The 16,314-nt window shown below is 70.0% G+C and carries 13 protein-coding genes; 9 read left to right on the top strand and 4 right to left on the bottom strand.

The annotated features are described in order from the left end of the window. Positions 1 to 23 precede the first annotated feature (23 nt). The 3 genes from chvE to mmsB are packed head-to-tail and all read left to right on the top strand — an operon-like array spanning position 24 to position 3,864. Positions 24 to 1,130, top strand: coding sequence for a multiple monosaccharide ABC transporter substrate-binding protein (gene chvE / locus OG570_RS31690; RefSeq protein ID WP_326952738.1), 1,107 nt, complete (start codon positions 24 to 26; stop codon positions 1,128 to 1,130). After that, positions 1,127 to 2,647, top strand: a complete 1,521-nt coding sequence (mmsA, locus tag OG570_RS31695; RefSeq protein ID WP_326950342.1) for a multiple monosaccharide ABC transporter ATP-binding protein — start codon at positions 1,127 to 1,129, stop codon at positions 2,645 to 2,647. The genes chvE and mmsA overlap by 4 nt, the downstream gene beginning before the upstream one ends. Continuing rightward, a complete protein-coding gene (mmsB, locus tag OG570_RS31700; protein WP_326950341.1) occupies positions 2,644 to 3,864 on the top strand; it encodes a multiple monosaccharide ABC transporter permease in 1,221 nt (406 codons plus the stop codon). The genes mmsA and mmsB overlap by 4 nt, the downstream gene beginning before the upstream one ends. A gap of 66 nt (positions 3,865 to 3,930) precedes the next feature. Here the strand turns inward: mmsB and OG570_RS31705 are convergent, their stop codons facing one another. Next, positions 3,931 to 5,430: a DUF1996 domain-containing protein gene (locus tag OG570_RS31705; protein ID WP_326950340.1), complete on the bottom strand. Its 1,500-nt coding sequence runs from the start codon at positions 5,428 to 5,430 to the stop codon at positions 3,931 to 3,933. A gap of 247 nt (positions 5,431 to 5,677) precedes the next feature. On the opposite strand from OG570_RS31705, the gene OG570_RS31710 reads away from it, so the two are divergent. Then, a complete protein-coding gene (locus tag OG570_RS31710) occupies positions 5,678 to 6,085 on the top strand; it encodes a YunG family protein (protein WP_326952739.1) in 408 nt (135 codons plus the stop codon). Positions 6,086 to 6,104: 19 nt separating this feature from the next. Continuing rightward, complete coding sequence (locus OG570_RS31715) at positions 6,105 to 6,851, top strand: class I SAM-dependent methyltransferase (protein WP_326952740.1); 747 nt, start codon at positions 6,105 to 6,107, stop codon at positions 6,849 to 6,851. On the opposite strand, the gene glpK (OG570_RS31720) is transcribed toward OG570_RS31715, so the two are convergent. After that, complete coding sequence (gene glpK / locus OG570_RS31720; protein ID WP_326952741.1) at positions 6,815 to 8,764, bottom strand: glycerol kinase GlpK; 1,950 nt, start codon at positions 8,762 to 8,764, stop codon at positions 6,815 to 6,817. The genes OG570_RS31715 and glpK (OG570_RS31720) overlap by 37 nt on opposite strands. Before the next feature lie 46 nt (positions 8,765 to 8,810). Next, positions 8,811 to 9,563, bottom strand: a complete 753-nt coding sequence (locus OG570_RS31725) for an IclR family transcriptional regulator (protein ID WP_247052482.1) — start codon at positions 9,561 to 9,563, stop codon at positions 8,811 to 8,813. Between the two features lie 151 nt (positions 9,564 to 9,714). Here OG570_RS31725 and OG570_RS31730 point away from each other — a divergent pair, with 151 nt between their 5' ends. From OG570_RS31730 to glpD, 3 genes are read left to right on the top strand one after another with little or no spacing between them, the layout of a single operon-like run. After that, entirely contained in the window at positions 9,715 to 10,533 is an 819-nt protein-coding gene (locus tag OG570_RS31730; RefSeq protein WP_326952742.1) for an MIP/aquaporin family protein, read from the top strand. A 13-nt stretch (positions 10,534 to 10,546) separates the two neighbouring features. After that, a complete protein-coding gene (gene glpK, locus OG570_RS31735) occupies positions 10,547 to 12,064 on the top strand; it encodes a glycerol kinase GlpK (RefSeq protein ID WP_326952743.1) in 1,518 nt (505 codons plus the stop codon). 7 nt (positions 12,065 to 12,071) lie between these two features. Beyond that, the gene (gene glpD / locus OG570_RS31740) at positions 12,072 to 13,775 is read left to right on the top strand and encodes a glycerol-3-phosphate dehydrogenase (RefSeq protein WP_326952744.1); all 1,704 of its coding nucleotides are present in this window, start codon (positions 12,072 to 12,074) and stop codon (positions 13,773 to 13,775) included. Positions 13,776 to 13,858: 83 nt separating this feature from the next. On the opposite strand, the gene OG570_RS31745 is transcribed toward glpD, so the two are convergent. Then, positions 13,859 to 14,722, bottom strand: a complete 864-nt coding sequence (locus OG570_RS31745; RefSeq protein ID WP_326952745.1) for an aminoglycoside phosphotransferase family protein — start codon at positions 14,720 to 14,722, stop codon at positions 13,859 to 13,861. Between the two features lie 91 nt (positions 14,723 to 14,813). Between OG570_RS31745 and argG the strand changes: the two genes are divergently transcribed. Then, the gene (gene argG / locus OG570_RS31750) at positions 14,814 to 16,271 is read left to right on the top strand and encodes an argininosuccinate synthase (RefSeq protein WP_247052477.1); all 1,458 of its coding nucleotides are present in this window, start codon (positions 14,814 to 14,816) and stop codon (positions 16,269 to 16,271) included. The last annotated feature ends 43 nt before the right edge of the window (positions 16,272 to 16,314 follow it).

A 16,314-nucleotide genomic window follows, 5' to 3' on the forward strand; every position in this document is an offset into this window, starting at 1 on the left:
CTTCTGAGAAAGGAAGAGGAACAATGAAGTTCACCAGAACAATGGCGGGGATCGCCGCCGCGGGGCTCGTGCTCGCGCTCTCGGCGTGCGGTTCGAGCCAGAAAACCGCCGACCAGGCGCCGGCCGCCAGTGCCGGTGGCGCGGCGGGCAGCCTGGTCGGCGTCACCATGCCGACGAAGTCGTCGGAACGCTGGATCCACGACGGTGACAACATCAAGGCCGCGCTGGAGAAGCTCGGCTACAAGGTCGACCTGCAGTACGCCGAGAACGACATCCCGACGCAGGTCAACCAGATCGAGAACCAGATCACCAAGGGCGCGAAGCTCCTGGTCATCGCCTCGATCGACGGCACCGCGATCACCACGCAGCTGCAGGAGGCCGCCGACAAGAAGATCCCGGTGATCGCCTACGACCGGCTGATCCGCAACTCGCCGAACGTCGACTACTACGCCACCTTCGACAACTTCAAGGTCGGCGTCGACCAGGCGAACTCGCTGGTCAAGGGCCTCGGCACCGGCGCCGGTCCGTTCAACGTCGAACTGTTCGCCGGCTCGCCCGACGACAACAACGCGACGTTCTTCTTCAACGGCGCGATGTCCGTGCTCAAGCCGCTGATCGACAGCGGCAAGCTCGTCGTCAAGAGCGGCCAGACCGACTTCGCCCGCGCGGCGATCCTGCGCTGGGACCCGGCCACCGCGCAGCAGCGCATGGAGAACCTGCTCACCTCGACCTACACCGGCGGCGCCAAGGTTTCCGGTGTCCTCTCGCCGTACGACGGCTTGTCGATCGGCATCCTCTCGGCGCTGAAGAGCAACGGCTACGGCTCCGCCGGCCAGCCGTACCCGGTGGTCACCGGGCAGGACGCCGAGGTCGCGTCGGTCAAGTCCATCATCGCCGGCGAGCAGTACTCGACGATCTTCAAGGACACCCGCATCCTCGCCGACACCACGGTGAAGATGGCCGACGCCGCGCTCAAGGGCGGCAAGCCCGAGGTCAACAACACCACCGACTACGACAACGGCAAGAAGGTCGTGCCGTCGTTCCTGCTGCAGCCGGTGACCGTGGACAAGGCGAACTACCAGAAGGAGCTCGTCGACTCCGGCTACTACACGGCAGGTCAGCTGAAATGACCGAACTGCTCGGCATGCGCGGGATCACCAAGACCTTCCCCGGGGTGAAGGCGCTGTCGGACGTCACGCTGTCGGTGAACAGCGGCGAGATCCACGCGATCTGCGGGGAGAACGGTGCCGGGAAGTCCACCTTGATGAAGGTGCTTTCCGGCGTCTACCCGCACGGGACGTACGACGGCGAGATCCACTTCGACGGGCAGCGGTGTGAGTTCGGTTCGGTGCGCGACAGTGAGCGGCGCGGAATCGTGATCATCCACCAAGAGCTCGCGCTGTGCGGGCAGCTTTCGATCGCGGAGAACATCTTTCTCGGCAACGAACGGAACAAGCGGGGCTGGATCGACTGGAACCGCACCAACCACGAGGCCGACGCGCTCCTGAAGCGCGTCGGCCTCGTGGAGGCCCCCGTGACGCCGGTGCGGGACCTCGGCGTCGGCAAGCAGCAGCTCGTCGAGATCGCCAAGGCCCTGTCCAAAGAGGTCCGGTTGCTGATCCTCGACGAGCCGACCGCGGCGCTCAACGACGAGGATTCGGCGCACCTGCTGGAGCTGCTGCGCGAACTGCGGGCCGACGGCGTCACGTGCGTGATCATCTCGCACAAGCTCGGCGAGGTGACCGCGATCGCCGACACCGTCACGATCCTGCGGGACGGGCGCACCATCGACACCCTCGACGCGGCCGGCCTGACCGAGGAACGCATCATCACCGGCATGGTCGGGCGCGATCTCGAGCACCGGTTCCCGCCCCGGGAGCCGGACATCGGCGACGAGGTGCTGCGGATCGAGGACTGGACGGTGCACAGCCCGACGCAGGCGGGCCGGGTGGTCGTCGACCACGCGAACCTCAGCCTGCGCCGCGGCGAGGTCGTCGGGCTGGCCGGGCTGATGGGCGCCGGACGCACCGAGCTCGCGATGAGCGTGTTCGGCCGCTCGTACGGCAAGGACATCTCGGGGCGGGTGTTCAAGCACGGCGAGGAGATCGACGTCCGGACGGTGCGCGACGCCGTCCGCCACGGCATCGCCTACGCCACCGAGGACCGCAAGCGCTACGGGCTCAACCTCATCGAGGACGTCCAGCGCAACGTGTCCGCGGCGGGGCTGGGCAAGCTGGCCAAGCGGGGCTGGGTCAACGAGCACGCCGAGCACGACACGGCCAACGGGTTCCGCCGGGACCTGCGGATCAAGGCGCCGACCGTGCAGAGCGTGACCGGGAAGCTCTCCGGCGGCAACCAGCAGAAGGTCGTGCTGGCCAAGTGGATCTTCACCGACCCGGACGTGCTGATCCTCGACGAGCCGACCCGCGGCATCGACGTCGGCGCGAAGTTCGAGATCTACTCGATCATCAACGAACTGGCCGCGCAGGGGAAGGCCGTGCTGGTCATCTCCTCCGAGCTGCCGGAGCTGCTCGGGCTCTGCGACCGGATCTACGCGCTGTCGGCCGGGCGGATCACCGGCCAGGCGACCCGTGAACAAGCCACCCAGGAACTGCTCATGCACTACATGACGAAGGAACGGGAATGACCACGACCGAAGCGCGGCCCGACGCGCCACCGGTCGAGCACTCCGCCCGGCGGATCTCGATCAACCCGCGCCAGAGCGGCATCTACGTCGCGTTCGCGCTGATCGTGGTGCTGTTCGAGGTGCTCACCGGTGGTGCGCTGCTGGAGCCGCAGAACATCTCCAACATCATCGTGCAGAACTCCTACGTGCTGATCCTCGCGATCGGGATGATCCTGGTGATCATCTCCGGGCACATCGACCTGTCGGCCGGGTCGGCGGTCGCGATGACCGGCGCGGTGTCGGCGGTGCTGATGGTGAACTGGCACCTGCCGTGGTTCCTCGCGGTGCTGATCACGCTCGTCGTCGGCGCCGTGATCGGCGCCTGGCAGGGCTACTGGGTCGCCTACTTCGGGATCCCGGCGTTCATCGTGACGCTGGCGGGGATGCTCGTGTTCCGCGCGCTGACCCTGACGGTGCTGGGCAACCAGGGCATCGGCCCGTTCCCGGACGCGATCCGCACGTTGTCGAACGGCTTCACCGACGGCTACCTGGGCAACATCGCCCTCGGCCCGCTCGGCGGCGCCGACCTGGTGTCGCTGCTCGCCGGGGTCGCGGCCGTCGCCGGGATCGCGTTCACCCAGTGGCGCAAGCGCTCGGCCCGGCTGGGCTACGGCCAGGACGTCGACCCGTTCGCGATCTTCGTGCTGAAGATCGCCGGTGTCGCGGTGATCGTGCTCGCGCTGGTGGTGCAGCTGGCCCGGTTCAAGAACCTGCCGTGGGTGCTGATCCTGCTGGCGGCGCTGGTGCTCGGCTACTCGCTGGTGGCAGGCAAGTCGGTGTTCGGCCGGCACATCTACGCCATCGGTGGCAACCTGCAGGCCGCGACGCTCTCGGGCGTCAAGGTCAAGTCGGTGACGTTCTGGATCTTCGTCAACATGGGCGTGCTGGCGGCGCTGGCCGGGATCATCTTCGCCGGCCGGTTGAACCAGGCGGGCCCGACGGCGGGCGTCAACTTCGAGCTGGACGCGATCGCGGCGGCGTTCATCGGCGGCGCGGCGGTGCAGGGCGGCGTCGGCAAGGTGGTCGGCGCGATCACCGGCGGCCTGATCATGGCGGTCATCAACAACGGGATGTCGTTGATCGGCGCGCCGAGCGAGCGGGTGATGCTGGTGAAGGGCGTCGTCCTGCTGGCCGCGGTGGCCTACGACATCTGGACGAAGCGCCGCGCGGCCTCGTAGCCCCAAAGCCGTGAATGCCACATTGAGGGACGTAGTGTCCCTCAATGTGGCATTCACGGACAGTCGTTATTGCGAGCAGCGGTGGCCGCTGTTGATGCACTTGACGACCTGGTTCATCAGGCACTGGCCCATGACGTTGGCGAAGTCGTCGTGGTCCGAGCGGGGGTTGTGGCTCTCCTGCGGGAAAGCGTCCACTTTGTACTGACCCTTGACCTGGATGTCGTGCGGGATGTTGTAGACGAGCTTGATCACCAGCTGCGGCACGTTCTTGAAGCCCTGCGGGCACTTGCCCTGCTGGTCGGCGAACACGATGTGCGTGCGGTGGTTCGTGCTGTCGATGTTCTTGCCGTCCCAGCAGTTCGGGAAGGCGTGGATCCGCTCGACCTTGCTGTTGGCCGGGCAGATCGGGTAGTGGTCGGTCAGCCGGTCCTCGAACCCGGTGCAGGTCCAGCTCGGCTTGGCGTTGGCCGGGCCGTTGGTGCTCTGCTTCGCGTCCCCGTAGAGGATGCGCAGGAACTGCGGCATCGCGACGACCTTCCGCGCCCCACCACTGGTGAACGTGATGGTCGCGGACTGGACGCGCTGGATCTCGCCGTCGTTGCCGGCGACCTCGTTCTGGTCGTTCACGCCGGGCAGTTCCGCGGCCGCGCCGTCGGTCTGCTTCTGCTGCTTCTGGCCGGCCGACGCGTTCTTGTCGCCGTTGCTGGCCTGGCCGCCGTTGTCGAGACCGCCCTGGCCGCCCTGCTTGAGCGCGCACGCGGCGAGCCCGCCGAGGTTGGTCGGCTTGGCGGCGTTGCGCCCGATCGCCGTGGCGATCCGGTTCAGCACCGCGGTCCGCTTGTCCTTGAGCGGGCCGACGACGGCGTTCTGGACGTCCTGCGGCGTCTTGAGGTCACCCTTGGCGATCCGCTTGTTCGCCTCGTCGATCTGCTGGTCGATCTGGGTGAGGTTGTTGTTCACCTCGTCCATCGCCTGGTCGGGGACGTCTTCGGGCAGCTGGCTCGCGACGTCCGGGCAGTCGACCTGCGTGGACGCGTTGTCCTTGGCCGCACCGGCGCGATCGCTCGCCGGCACACTGGCCGGCGGGTTCGCCTCGGCTTCCTCGTCCTCACCGGTGTCGATGCGGACAACCGGCCAGTAGTAGGCGGACTTGTCGCCGTTCTTGCAGGTGGTACCGGCCTTCGACAGGCTCTTGTTGTTCGAGTCGGCGTTGGTGGAGAGGTTGCCGACGTAGTCGTGCAGGTGCTGGGCACCGTTGCGTACGCCCGGCTGGGCGATGAAGTTGTCGGGGTTGAAGTGGCCGTTTTCGTTGCGGCCGCAGTTCACCGTGAACGTGCCGCGCGCGCCTTTCTGCTGCAGCGCCTTGTTCACGAAGTTGCCGGCGGGGACCTTCGCGATGTCCAGGAAGAACGACGGGTCGGCGGGGTCGGCGCTGGCTTCACCGGTCTTGCCGGCGGTGGTCGCGACGACGATGCCGCCGACGGCGATCGCGAGAGCGAGACCGCCGGTGGCGATCTTCGTTCTGCGGGAGACGCGGTGCCGGCCCGTGGCGGGGGATCGGGACATGGAGTTGTTCACCTCGTTAGGTTTTCCGGGCACGGCGAAGAAAGCTGCGTGCCCGGCTGGGAGAACGCGCGGAACCCGGGGGAGTGGCACCGCACGCGGTTGTCGGGGACCGCGCCCGGTGTCACTGGTTCCGGCATTGGCTGAAACGGCCAGAAGTCGGGGGTGGTTCAAACCGCGATTCCGCCGTTATCGTTTCGTTACCTTGGCTTCGGTCGCTACTGTTGAGGTGACGCGAGCCGGAGGACGGATGACTGCTGTGTGGTCGTTGACCGAGCTGGAGGTCGTGTTCCGGCTGTGCTGGGACGAGCGGACGTGCGATCCGTCGGACACGTGGGATGCGATGAACCCCGCGGGCGGGCACTGCAGCGTCACTGCGATGGCCGTGGCGGAACTCCTCGGCGGCGTCCTGCTCTGCTCGGAGGTGTTCCGGCCCGACGGCGAGCGCGCCGGCCTGCACTACTGGAACCGCCTGCCCAGCGGCCTGGAACTCGACCTCACCCGCGAACAGTTCCGCGACGGCGAGGAGTTCGGCCCGGTGTCCGAGCACGAGCCGATCCGCCGTCCCACCGCCCGGATGGCGACGCGCTACGACCTCTTCGCGGCCCGCGTGCGCGCTCGGCTGGGCAGCTCGGTACCGGAGGGAATCCCGGCCTGAATGGTGCAGGATGGGCCGTATGGCTCAGGGGACGAGTGGATACGACGGTTTCGCCGGGACGTACGCGGTCGAGAACGAGACCAGCCTCATGAACGCCTACTACGAACGACCCGCGGCCCTGGCTCTCGCCGGCGACGTGGCCGGACGGCGGATCCTCGACGCCGGCTGCGGCTCGGGCCCGCTGTTCGTGGCGTTGCGCGACCGGGGTGCCGTCGTGTCCGGCTTCGACCAGAGCGCCGGGATGGTCGAGCAGGCGCGGCAACGGCTCGGTGGCGACGCGGACCTGCGCGTCGCCGACCTGGCCGACCCGCTGCCCTTCCCCGACGCCGCGTTCGACGACGTCATGGCGTCCCTGGTGCTGCACTACCTGGAGGACTGGAAGCCGACGCTGGCCGAGCTGCACCGCGTGCTGCGCACCGGCGGGCGGCTCATCGCGTCGGTCAACCACCCGATGATGGTCAACCTCACGCACCGCGCGGAAGGTCCCCGGCCCGACTACTTCGAGCGCTACACCTGGACCGACGAGTTCGTGCTGCAGGGCCGGCCCTGCAGGATGACGTTCTGGAACAAGCCACTGCACGCGATGACTGACGCCTTCACCGAGGCCGGTTTCAGGATCTCCGTCATCCACGAGCCGCACCCCACGCCGGAGGCGCGGGAGGTGTATCCCGACGACTTCCCGATCCTGGACACCTTCCCGACCTTCCTGTTCTTCGTCCTGGAGGCAGGTCAGAGCCGCAGGCGGTCGCCCAGCTCGCGGATGTAGGCCGGGTCGCCGCTGCCCAGGTCCAGCTGGCGGTGGCGTTCCGCGGCGAACGCCCGGCCCAGTGCCGTCCGGTCCGATGTGGACATCGTGGCGCGCAGGTCGTTCAGCAGCCCGCGTTCTTCGCCGCGGACGTGGGTGTCGACGAGGTTCTCCAGGCGCTGCAACGCCTTCTCGACGTCGTCGGGGTCGAGGGCGGCCAGGAGGTCGTCGGCGAACAGCTCGCCGGGTGCTTCCGGGCGGACGATGCGCTCGGTCGCCGTCGCGTGGGCGACCAGCAGCGCCGCCAGCTCGGCGACCAGGGCCGGGCGGTCGGCCTCGGTGTTGCGCAGGTCGCGGAACAGCTGCTCGAACCGGCGGTGGTCGGCCAGCAGGACCTCGACCAGGTCCGAGCCGGGCGCGACGGCGGCCGGGCCGGGGCGCATCCAGCCGAACGTCAGCTCGACGGCCTGGCGCCAGTGCCCGTACTCGGTGGTGCGCCGCGCCGGGTCCATCGCCGGCAGCCACTGCCCGGCCCGGTGCCAGTTGCGCCGCAGGCCCTCCAGGTCCGGCCAGTACCCGACGGACAGGCCCGCCGCGTAGGCCGCGCCCAGCGACACCGTCTCGGCCACCATCGGCCGGACGACCGGGACGTCGAGGACGTCGGCGACGAACTGCATGAGCAGGTTGTCCGCGGTCATCCCGCCGTCGACCTTGAGCGTCTTCAGCGCCAGGCCGGAGTCGGCGTTCATCGCGTCGACGACCTCGCGAGTCTGCCAGCCGGTGGCCTCCAGCACCGCCCGCGCGAGGTGGCCCTTGGTGATGTACGACGTCAGCCCGGCGATCACGCCGCGCGCCTCGCTGTGCCAGTGCGGCGCGAAGAGCCCGGAGAACGCGGGGACGATGTAGCAGCCGCCGTTGTCCTCGACCGTCCGCGCCAGGGTCTCGATCTCCGGCGCGCTGCCGATCAGCTCGAGGCCGTCGCGGAACCATTGCACCAGCGACCCGGTGACGGCGATCGAGCCTTCCAGCGCGTACACGGCCGGCTCGTCGCCGATCTTGAAGCCGACGGTGGTGAGCATGCCGTGGGTGGACAGCACCGGCGTCGGGCCGGTGTTGAGCAGCAGGAAGCTGCCCGTGCCGTAGGTGCACTTCGCCTCGCCGGGCGCGAAGCAGGTCTGGCCGAACAGCGCGGCCTGCTGGTCGCCGAGCGCGGCGGCGATCCGGATGCCGGGCACGACACGGCTGGTGGTGCCGTACACCTCGGTCGAGGAGCGGATCTCCGGCAGCATCGCGCGCGGGACGTCGAAGAAGTCGAGCAGCTCGACGTCCCAGTTCAGCGTGCGCAGGTTCATCAGCATGGTGCGCGAGGCGTTGGTGACGTCGGTGACGTGCACGCCGCCCTCGCCGCCGCCGGTGAGGTTCCAGATCAGCCAGCTCTCGATGGTGCCGAAGAGGACGTCGCCGCGCTCGGCGCGTTCGCGCAGGCCGGGGGTGCGGTCCAGGAGCCAGCGGATGCGGGGCGCCGAGAAGTAGGTGGCCAGGGGGAGGCCGCACAGCTGCCGGACGCGGTCCGCGCCGGGCTCGCGGGCGAGCTGGTCGAGCATCGCGTCGGTGCGGGTGTCCTGCCAGACGATCGCTCGCCCGACGGGGTTGCCGGTGCGCCGGTCCCACACGACGGTGGTCTCGCGCTGGTTGGCGATGCCCAGGCCGACGACCTGGTCCGCGGTCGCCCCGGCGTCGGCGAGGGCCTGCGGGACGATCCGGGACACGTTGCGCCAGATCTCGGTGGCGTCGTGCTCGACCCAGCCGGGCCGGGGGAAGTGCTGCTGGTGCTCCCGCTGCACGACGGACACGAGCCGGCCGCGGGCGTCGAACAGGATGCACCGGGTGGAGGTGGTGCCCTGGTCGATGGACATCACGTACCGCTGGACCACGGACGCACCTCCTGCACGATCGAGTGGCCGTGCCGGTGCGGCCGGGTCACCATCGGGACGCGCCCAGGTCGCGGGACACCGCGCGGGCCGCGTCGCGGACGTGGCCCAGCAAGCGGGGGGCGGGGCTGCCGTCGGGCTCGCAGATGCGGTCCGCCGCGCCCGACACGCCGATCGCGCCGACCACGATGCCGCCGTGGCCGCGGATCGGGGCGGCGATGCCCGCCTCGTCCGAGATCATCTCGCCGTTCTCCGCCGCCCAGCCCGCCTCGCGGACCTTCGCGCACTCGCGCTTGATCGCCGTCTGGGTGACCAGCGTGCGGCGCGTGTACGCCTCCGTGGTGGCCTTCAGCGTCGTGTCGTAGGCCAGCAGCACCTTGCCGAGCGACGTCGCGTGCAGCGGCAGCAGCGTGCCGACGTCCAGAGTCTGCAGGCTGTCGTCCGGGCGGAACACGTGGTGCACGACCAGCACCCGGCCCTCCAGCGGCGCGCCGATCCGGACGGCCTCGCCGCTGCGGGACGCCAGGGCGTCGGCCCAGTTGATCGCGCGGGAGCGCAGCTCGTTGACGTCGAGGTAGCTCGTGCCCAGGTGCAGCAGCGTGGCGCCGAGCTGGTACTTGCCCGTGTCGCGGTCCTGCTCGACGAACCCGACACCCTGCAGCGTCCGCAGGATGCCGTGCGCCGTGCCCTTGGCCAGTTCGAGGGATTCGGCGATCTCGCCGACGCCGAGACGGCCCGAGCCCCGCGCCAGCAGCCGCAGGATCGCGGCCGCGCGCTCGATGGACTGGATCGGACCCGGCATGCCGGCGACCCTAGCCCGACCGGCCCCGATTCGACAATGTCGAACATCGTCTTCGCCCGTTCGACAATGCCGACCGGCCTCCGTTGACCCGCTGTGACGGGCGGGCTTGGCTGGACGAACCAGGGGGAACTGGTCCTTTGTGGAGGAAGCAATGGTGCGAAACCTCAAGGCCCACGGACTCGCGGGCGAGATGGCTGCGGAGTTCGTGGGGACGATGATCCTCATCCTGTTCGGGTGCGGGGTGGTGGCGCAGGTCGCCGCCGCGGGCATCGGGGACCACGACAGCATCGCCTGGGCGTGGGGCATCGGCGTCACGCTCGGTGTCTACGTCGCTTCACGGGTGAGTGGCGCGCACCTCAACCCGGCCATCACCGTCGCCCTCGCCGTGTTCAAGGGGTTCTCCTGGCGCAAGGTCGCCCCCTACGCCCTCGCGCAGACCGCCGGCGCGTTCGTCGCCGCCATGCTGGTGCGCTGGAACTACACCGAGGTCCTGAACGCCAAGGACCCCGGCCTGACGATCAAGACCCAGGGGGTGTTCTCCACCCTGCCGGGCAACGGCACGCTCCCGGTGGGTGACTGGGGTGCCTTCCGCGACCAGATCATCGGCACCGCGATCCTCGCCCTGGTCATCTTCGCCATCACCGACCTGCGCAACACCTCGCCCGGCGCGAACCTGGCCCCGGTCGTCATCGGCTTCCTGGTCGTGGCCATCGGGATGGCCTGGGGCACCGACGCCGGCTACGCGATCAACCCCGCCCGCGACTTCGGTCCCCGGCTGGCGTCCTGGCTCACCGGCTACGACACGGCGTTCACCGATCAGTACGGCTTCCCCTATTGGTGGATCCCGATCGTGGCACCGGTGATCGGCGCGGTCATCGGCGGCGCGATCTACAAGTACCTGATCGAGCGGTTCCTCCCGACGGACCAGTTCGACACCGTGTCTGCCAAGGACCTCGAGCCCGCTGCCTGAGAAGGGGAACACCATGCCTGACTTCGTCGGCGCCGTAGACCAGGGCACCACCAGCACCCGCTTCATGATCTTCGACCACGGCGGCAACGAGATCGCCCGCCACCAGCTGGAGCACGAGCAGATCCTGCCCAAGCCCGGCTGGGTCGAGCACGACGCCACCGAGATCTGGGAACGTACCCGCTCGGTCATCGCCACCGCGCTCAACAAGGCCAACCTCACCGCGGGCGACCTGGCCTCGCTCGGCATCACCAACCAGCGCGAGACCACCGTCGTGTGGAACCGCCGCACCGGCCGCCCCTACGGCCACGCCATCGTCTGGCAGGACACCCGCACCGACCGGATCGCCTCGGCGCTGGAACGCTCCGGCAAGGGCGACGTCATCCGCCGCAAGGCCGGCCTCCCGCCCGCGACGTACTTCTCCGGCGGCAAGCTGCAGTGGATCCTCGAAAACGTCGACGGCGTCCGCGAAGCCGCCGAAGCGGGTGACGCGCTCTTCGGCACCACCGACTCGTGGCTCATCTGGAACCTCACCGGCGGCCCGGACGGCGGCGTCCACGTCACCGACCCGACCAACGCGTCGCGCACCATGCTGATGGACCTCGAAACCCTCGACTGGGACGACGAACTGCTGTCGTTCTTCGACGTCCCGCGCCGGATGCTGCCGAAGATCCGGCCGTCGTCGAACCCGGGCTTCTTCGGCACGACCCGCGCGGACGGCCCGTTCGGCGGCGAGGTCCCGATCGCCGGCGTGCTCGGCGACCAGCAGGCGGCCACCGTCGGGCAGGTCTGCTTCCGGCCCGGCGAGGCCAAGAACACCTACGGCACCGGCAACTTCCTGCTGCTCAACACCGGCCACGAGCTGGTCCGCTCGAAGCACGGCCTGCTCACGACGCTGTGCTACCAGTTCGGCGACGAGAAGCCGGTGTACGCGCTGGAGGGCTCGATCGCCGTCACCGGCTCGGCCGTGCAGTGGCTGCGCGACCAGCTGGGCATCATCAGCGGCGCGGCGCAGAGCGAAAGCCTGGCCCGCCAGGTCGAGGACAACGGCGGCGTCTACTTCGTCCCGGCGTTCTCGGGGCTCTTTGCGCCCTACTGGCGTTCGGACGCGCGCGGCGCGATCGTCGGCCTGACCCGCGCGACGACCAACGCGCACATCGCCCGGGCGACGCTGGAAGCGATCTGCTACCAGACCCGCGACGTCGTCGACGCGATGCAGAACGACTCCGGCGTCACGCTCGACGTGTTGCGAGTGGACGGTGGCGTCACCGCGAACGAGCTGTGCATGCAGCTGCAGGCGGACATCCTCGGCGTGCCGGTGTCGAAGCCGGTCGTCGCCGAGACCACCGCGCTCGGCGCCGCCTACGCGGCCGGGCTGGCCGTCGGTTTCTGGCGGTCGGCCGACGAGCTGGAGCAGAACTGGAACGAGGACAAGCGCTGGGAGCCGTCGTGGACGGACGACCAGCGCGCGGAGGGCTACGCGGGCTGGCAGAAGGCCGTCGGCCGGACGCTCGACTGGGTAGATGTGGAGTGAGGACAAGATGAAGAGGAACACCACGACACCGCTTTCGCCGGTGTACCGCGCGGAAACGCTGCGCAAGCTGGCCCGCGAAGAGGTCGACGTGCTCGTCGTCGGCGGGGGCGTGACCGGCGCGGGTGTCGCGCTCGACGCGGCGTCGCGCGGGCTGTCCGTCGCGCTCGTCGAGGCGCGGGACTTCGCCGCCGGGACGTCCAGCCGGTCGTCCAAGCTGATCCACGGTGGCCTGCGTTACCTGGAGCAGCTGGACTTCAAGCTGGTGCGCGAGGCGCTCAAGGAACGCGGCCTGCTGCTGCAGACCCTGGCGCCGCACCTGGTCCGGCCGGTGAAGTTCCTGGTGCCGCTGACGCACCGGGTGTGGGAGCGTGGCTACATCGGCGCCGGCGTCACGCTGTACGACACGCTCGGCGGGGCCCGCGCGCTGCCGCGGCACCGGCACCTGTCCAAGCGCGGCGCGTTCAAGGTGGCGCCGGCCCTGGCCGACGACGCCCTGGTCGGCGCGATCCAGTACTACGACGCCCAGGTCGACGACGCGCGCCACACGATGACCATCGCGCGGACCGCCGCCGAGCAGGGCGCTTCGGTGCTGACGCGGGCGCGGGTGACGTCGTTGCTGCGTGACGGCGAGCGGGTCGTCGGCGCGAAGGTCGTGGACCGCGAGAGCGGCGCCGAGATCGAGGTGCGCGCTCGCACCGTCATCGCGGCCACCGGCGTGTGGAGCGACGACATGTCCGAGGCGGCCGGGATCCCCGCGCCGTTCACCGTGCGCGCGTCGAAGGGCGTCCACCTCGTGGTGCCGCGGGAGAAGATCGACCTCGACACCGGGTTGATCCTGCGCACCGAGAAGAGCGTGCTGTTCGTGATCCCGTGGGGCAAGCACTGGCTCGTCGGCACCACCGACACCGAGTGGGACCTCGACCGCGAGCACCCGGCGGCGAGCCGCGCGGACGTCGACTACGTGCTGGAGCACCTCAACGCCGTGCTGCGCACGCCGGTCACGCACGACGACATCGAAGGCGTCTACGCCGGTCTTCGCCCGCTGCTGGCGGCGAAGGCGGCCGCGACGACGAAGCTGTCGCGGGAGCACGCGGTGGCGCACCCGGTGCCGGGCCTGGTGATCGTGGCCGGCGGCAAGTACACGACGTACCGGGTGATGGCCGCGGACGCCGTCGACGTCGCGGTCGAGGAGGTCGGCCGCCCGACGCCGCCGTCGTGGACCGACCGGCTGCCGATCGTCGGTGCGGCGGGTTACCACGAGCTGTGGGACGGCCGGTTCGCGCTGGCGTCGCGGGCGGGCCTGCCGGTGGCGCGGATCGAGCACCTGCTGGGGCGGTACGGCTCGGCGATCGAGGACGTCCTGACGTCGATCGCGGAGCGCCCGGAGCTGGGCGCGCCGCTGCCGGGCGCGGCGGAGTACCTGAAGGCGGAGGTGGTGTACGCGGTCTCGCACGAGGGCGCGCTGCACTTGGAGGACGTCCTCACCCGCCGGACGCGGATCTCCATCGAGGAACGCGACCGCGGCGTCACGGCGGCCCCGTGGGTCGCGGAGCTGATGGCGCCGCTGCTGGGCTGGGACGCGCACCGCCAGTCCCGCGAGGTGACGAACTACCTCGCCCGCGTCGAGGCGGAGCGCACGGCGCAGGAGGCGCCGGACGACGAGGCGGCGAACGCCAGCCGCCTCACGGCCCCGGCCCTCCTCCCGAGCTGACCTGCACCCCCGCACCCCCCCCCGCAAGCTCCGGAAAGCCGTGAAGGCCTCCTTACCGGCTCTTATGGCCGGTAAGGAGGCCTTCACGGCTTTGGACCGCAGCCGAGTTCGGCGAGGACGTAGCGGGCGTTGGCGGAGATGACGGGGTTCGTGTGGCGGTAGTAGGGGAGCTGGATCACGGCCATCGACAGCGCGCGGCCGCGGCCGCGCGCCCAGGCCGCGTCGTCGGCGCCGACGGCGTCGCGGAAGGCCGGGCGCGTGGCCGCCGTGAGCAGGTTCCACGCCGGGATCAGGTCGCAGGCCGGGTCGCCGATGCCCGCGGTGGCCCAGTCGAGGACGGCCGTGAGGTGTCCATTGTGGACCAGCAGGTTGCTCGGCATGAGGTCTCCGTGGACCCAGCCGTTCGCTGGGACCGGGGCGTCCAGGGCCTCGGACCACACCGTGAGGGCGGCTGAGGCGTCGAACGGCTCGTCGGTCCCGCGTAGTTCCTCCACGGCGTCGTGGGTCGCGGGGTCGAGGAGCGCCAAGGGGCCGCCGCGGTAGGCCGGGGGACCGTCCGCCTTCGTGCTCCGCACCGCGAGGACGAACTCCGCCAGCGCCTCCGGGGCGAATGGGTGGCCTTCGACCGCGGGCTCGCCGTTGAGCCACCGATGCACCGCCCACGGCCACGGGTAGCCCTCGCCGGGTTCGCCGATTCCGGCGACGACCGGGACCGCCACCGGCAGGCCGTCGAGCGTCGCCAGCAGCCGCTTCTCCTTCGCGACGTCCGCGGCGCCCCCGGCGGTCCGGGGGAGGCGGACGGTGAAGTCGTCACCGAGGCGGTGGACGGCGTTGACCGTGCCGCCCGACGCGAGCGGCGTGACCGGGAGTGCGGCCCACTGGGGGAACTGCGCGCGCACGAGACGCCGGACGAGGGCGGTGCTGATCGTGGGCTCGTCGGGGTGCATGCCGCTACCGAATCAGCAGGTCAGGCCGGGGTCAACGGGTTTCCGCGACCCCGAATTGCACGATGATGCATCGCCGTGCATAATCATTCGCATGTCCAAGGTGCTCACTTCCCTGCCCGTCGGCGAACGTGTCGGTATCGCCTTCTCCGGTGGCCTCGACACTTCCGTGGCCGTCGCGTGGATGCGCGACAAAGGCGCTGTCCCCTGCACCTACACCGCCGACATCGGCCAGGCCGACGAGCCCGACATCGGGTCGGTGCCCGGGCGGGCCCACGCTTACGGCGCGGAGGTCGCGCGGCTGGTCGACTGCCGGGAAGCCCTCGTCGAAGAGGGGCTCGCGGCGCTGACGTGCGGCGCGTTCCACATCCGCTCCGGCGGCCGCAGCTACTTCAACACCACCCCGCTGGGGCGCGCCGTCACCGGCACCCTGCTGGTGCGGGCCATGCTCGAGGACGACGTCCAGATCTGGGGCGACGGCTCCACCTTCAAGGGCAACGACATCGAGCGGTTCTACCGCTACGGCCTGCTCGCCAACCCCTCCCTGCGGATCTACAAGCCGTGGCTGGACGCCGCCTTCGTCACCGAGCTCGGTGGCCGCAAGGAGATGTCGGAGTGGCTGCTGGCGCACGACCTGCCCTACCGCGACAGCACGGAGAAGGCGTACTCGACCGACGCCAACATCTGGGGCGCGACCCACGAGGCGAAGTCGCTGGAGCACCTCGACACCGGTCTCGAGATCGTCCAGCCCATCATGGGCGTGAAGTTCTGGGACCCCGAGGTCGAGATCGCGGCCGAAGACGTCACCATCGGCTTCGAGCAGGGCCGGCCGGTGACGATCAACGGCAAGGAGTTCGCCTCCGCCGTCGACCTGGTGCTGGAGGCCAACGCCGTCGGTGGCCGGCACGGCCTGGGCATGTCCGACCAGATCGAGAACCGGATCATCGAGGCCAAGAGCCGCGGCATCTACGAGGCGCCGGGCATGGCGCTGCTGCACGCCGCCTACGAGCGGCTGGTCAACGCCGTCCACAACGAGGACACCGTCGCCAGCTACCACAACGAGGGCCGCCGCCTCGGCCGGCTGATGTACGAAGGCCGCTGGCTCGACCCGCAGGCGATGATGCTGCGCGAGTCGCTGCAGCGCTGGGTCGGCACCGCGATCACCGGCGAGGTGACGCTCCGGCTGCGCCGCGGCGAGGACTACTCGATCGTCGACACGACGGGCCCGGCGTTCAGCTACCACCCCGACAAGCTGTCGATGGAGCGGACCACGGACTCGGCGTTCGGCCCGGTGGACCGCATCGGCCAGCTGACCATGCGCAACCTCGACATCGCCGACTCCCGCGCCAAGCTGGAGCAGTACGCCAGCCTCGGCATGGTCGGCGGCACGGCGCACACCCACCCGAAGCTGATCGGCGCCGCCCAGGCGGCCTCGACGGGCCTGATCGGCGCGATGGCCGAGGGTGGCGCCGAGGTGATCGCCTCCCGCGGCAAGGCCTCGGGCGGCGACGAGCTGCTGGACCAGGCCGCCATGGAGTCCGGCACTGACTGACGTGCTGACCCACTGACCTGCTGGCGAGAGAAGAGACCCGGCC

Origin of the sequence: Amycolatopsis sp. NBC_01286, assembly GCF_035982555.1 — a bacterium.
Lineage (GTDB): Bacteria > Actinomycetota > Actinomycetes > Mycobacteriales > Pseudonocardiaceae > Amycolatopsis.

Bases quoted from the DNA above. Each gene is read 5' to 3' on its own strand.
- OG570_RS31715 (WP_326952740.1), top strand. From the start codon at position 6,105: ATGGCTCAGGGGACGAGTGGATACGACGGTTTCGCCGGGACGTACGCG.
- argG (WP_247052477.1), top strand. From the start codon at position 14,814: ATGTCCAAGGTGCTCACTTCCCTGCCCGTCGGCGAACGTGTCGGTATC.
- glpD (WP_326952744.1), top strand. From the start codon at position 12,072: ATGAAGAGGAACACCACGACACCGCTTTCGCCGGTGTACCGCGCGGAA.
- OG570_RS31705 (WP_326950340.1), bottom strand. From the start codon at position 5,430: ATGTCCCGATCCCCCGCCACGGGCCGGCACCGCGTCTCCCGCAGAACG.
- chvE (WP_326952738.1), top strand. From the start codon at position 24: ATGAAGTTCACCAGAACAATGGCGGGGATCGCCGCCGCGGGGCTCGTG.
- OG570_RS31710 (WP_326952739.1), top strand. From the start codon at position 5,678: ATGACTGCTGTGTGGTCGTTGACCGAGCTGGAGGTCGTGTTCCGGCTG.
- OG570_RS31745 (WP_326952745.1), bottom strand. From the start codon at position 14,722: ATGCACCCCGACGAGCCCACGATCAGCACCGCCCTCGTCCGGCGTCTC.
- mmsB (WP_326950341.1), top strand. From the start codon at position 2,644: ATGACCACGACCGAAGCGCGGCCCGACGCGCCACCGGTCGAGCACTCC.
- glpK (WP_326952743.1), top strand. From the start codon at position 10,547: ATGCCTGACTTCGTCGGCGCCGTAGACCAGGGCACCACCAGCACCCGC.
- OG570_RS31725 (WP_247052482.1), bottom strand. From the start codon at position 9,563: ATGCCGGGTCCGATCCAGTCCATCGAGCGCGCGGCCGCGATCCTGCGG.
- OG570_RS31730 (WP_326952742.1), top strand. From the start codon at position 9,715: ATGGTGCGAAACCTCAAGGCCCACGGACTCGCGGGCGAGATGGCTGCG.
- mmsA (WP_326950342.1), top strand. From the start codon at position 1,127: ATGACCGAACTGCTCGGCATGCGCGGGATCACCAAGACCTTCCCCGGG.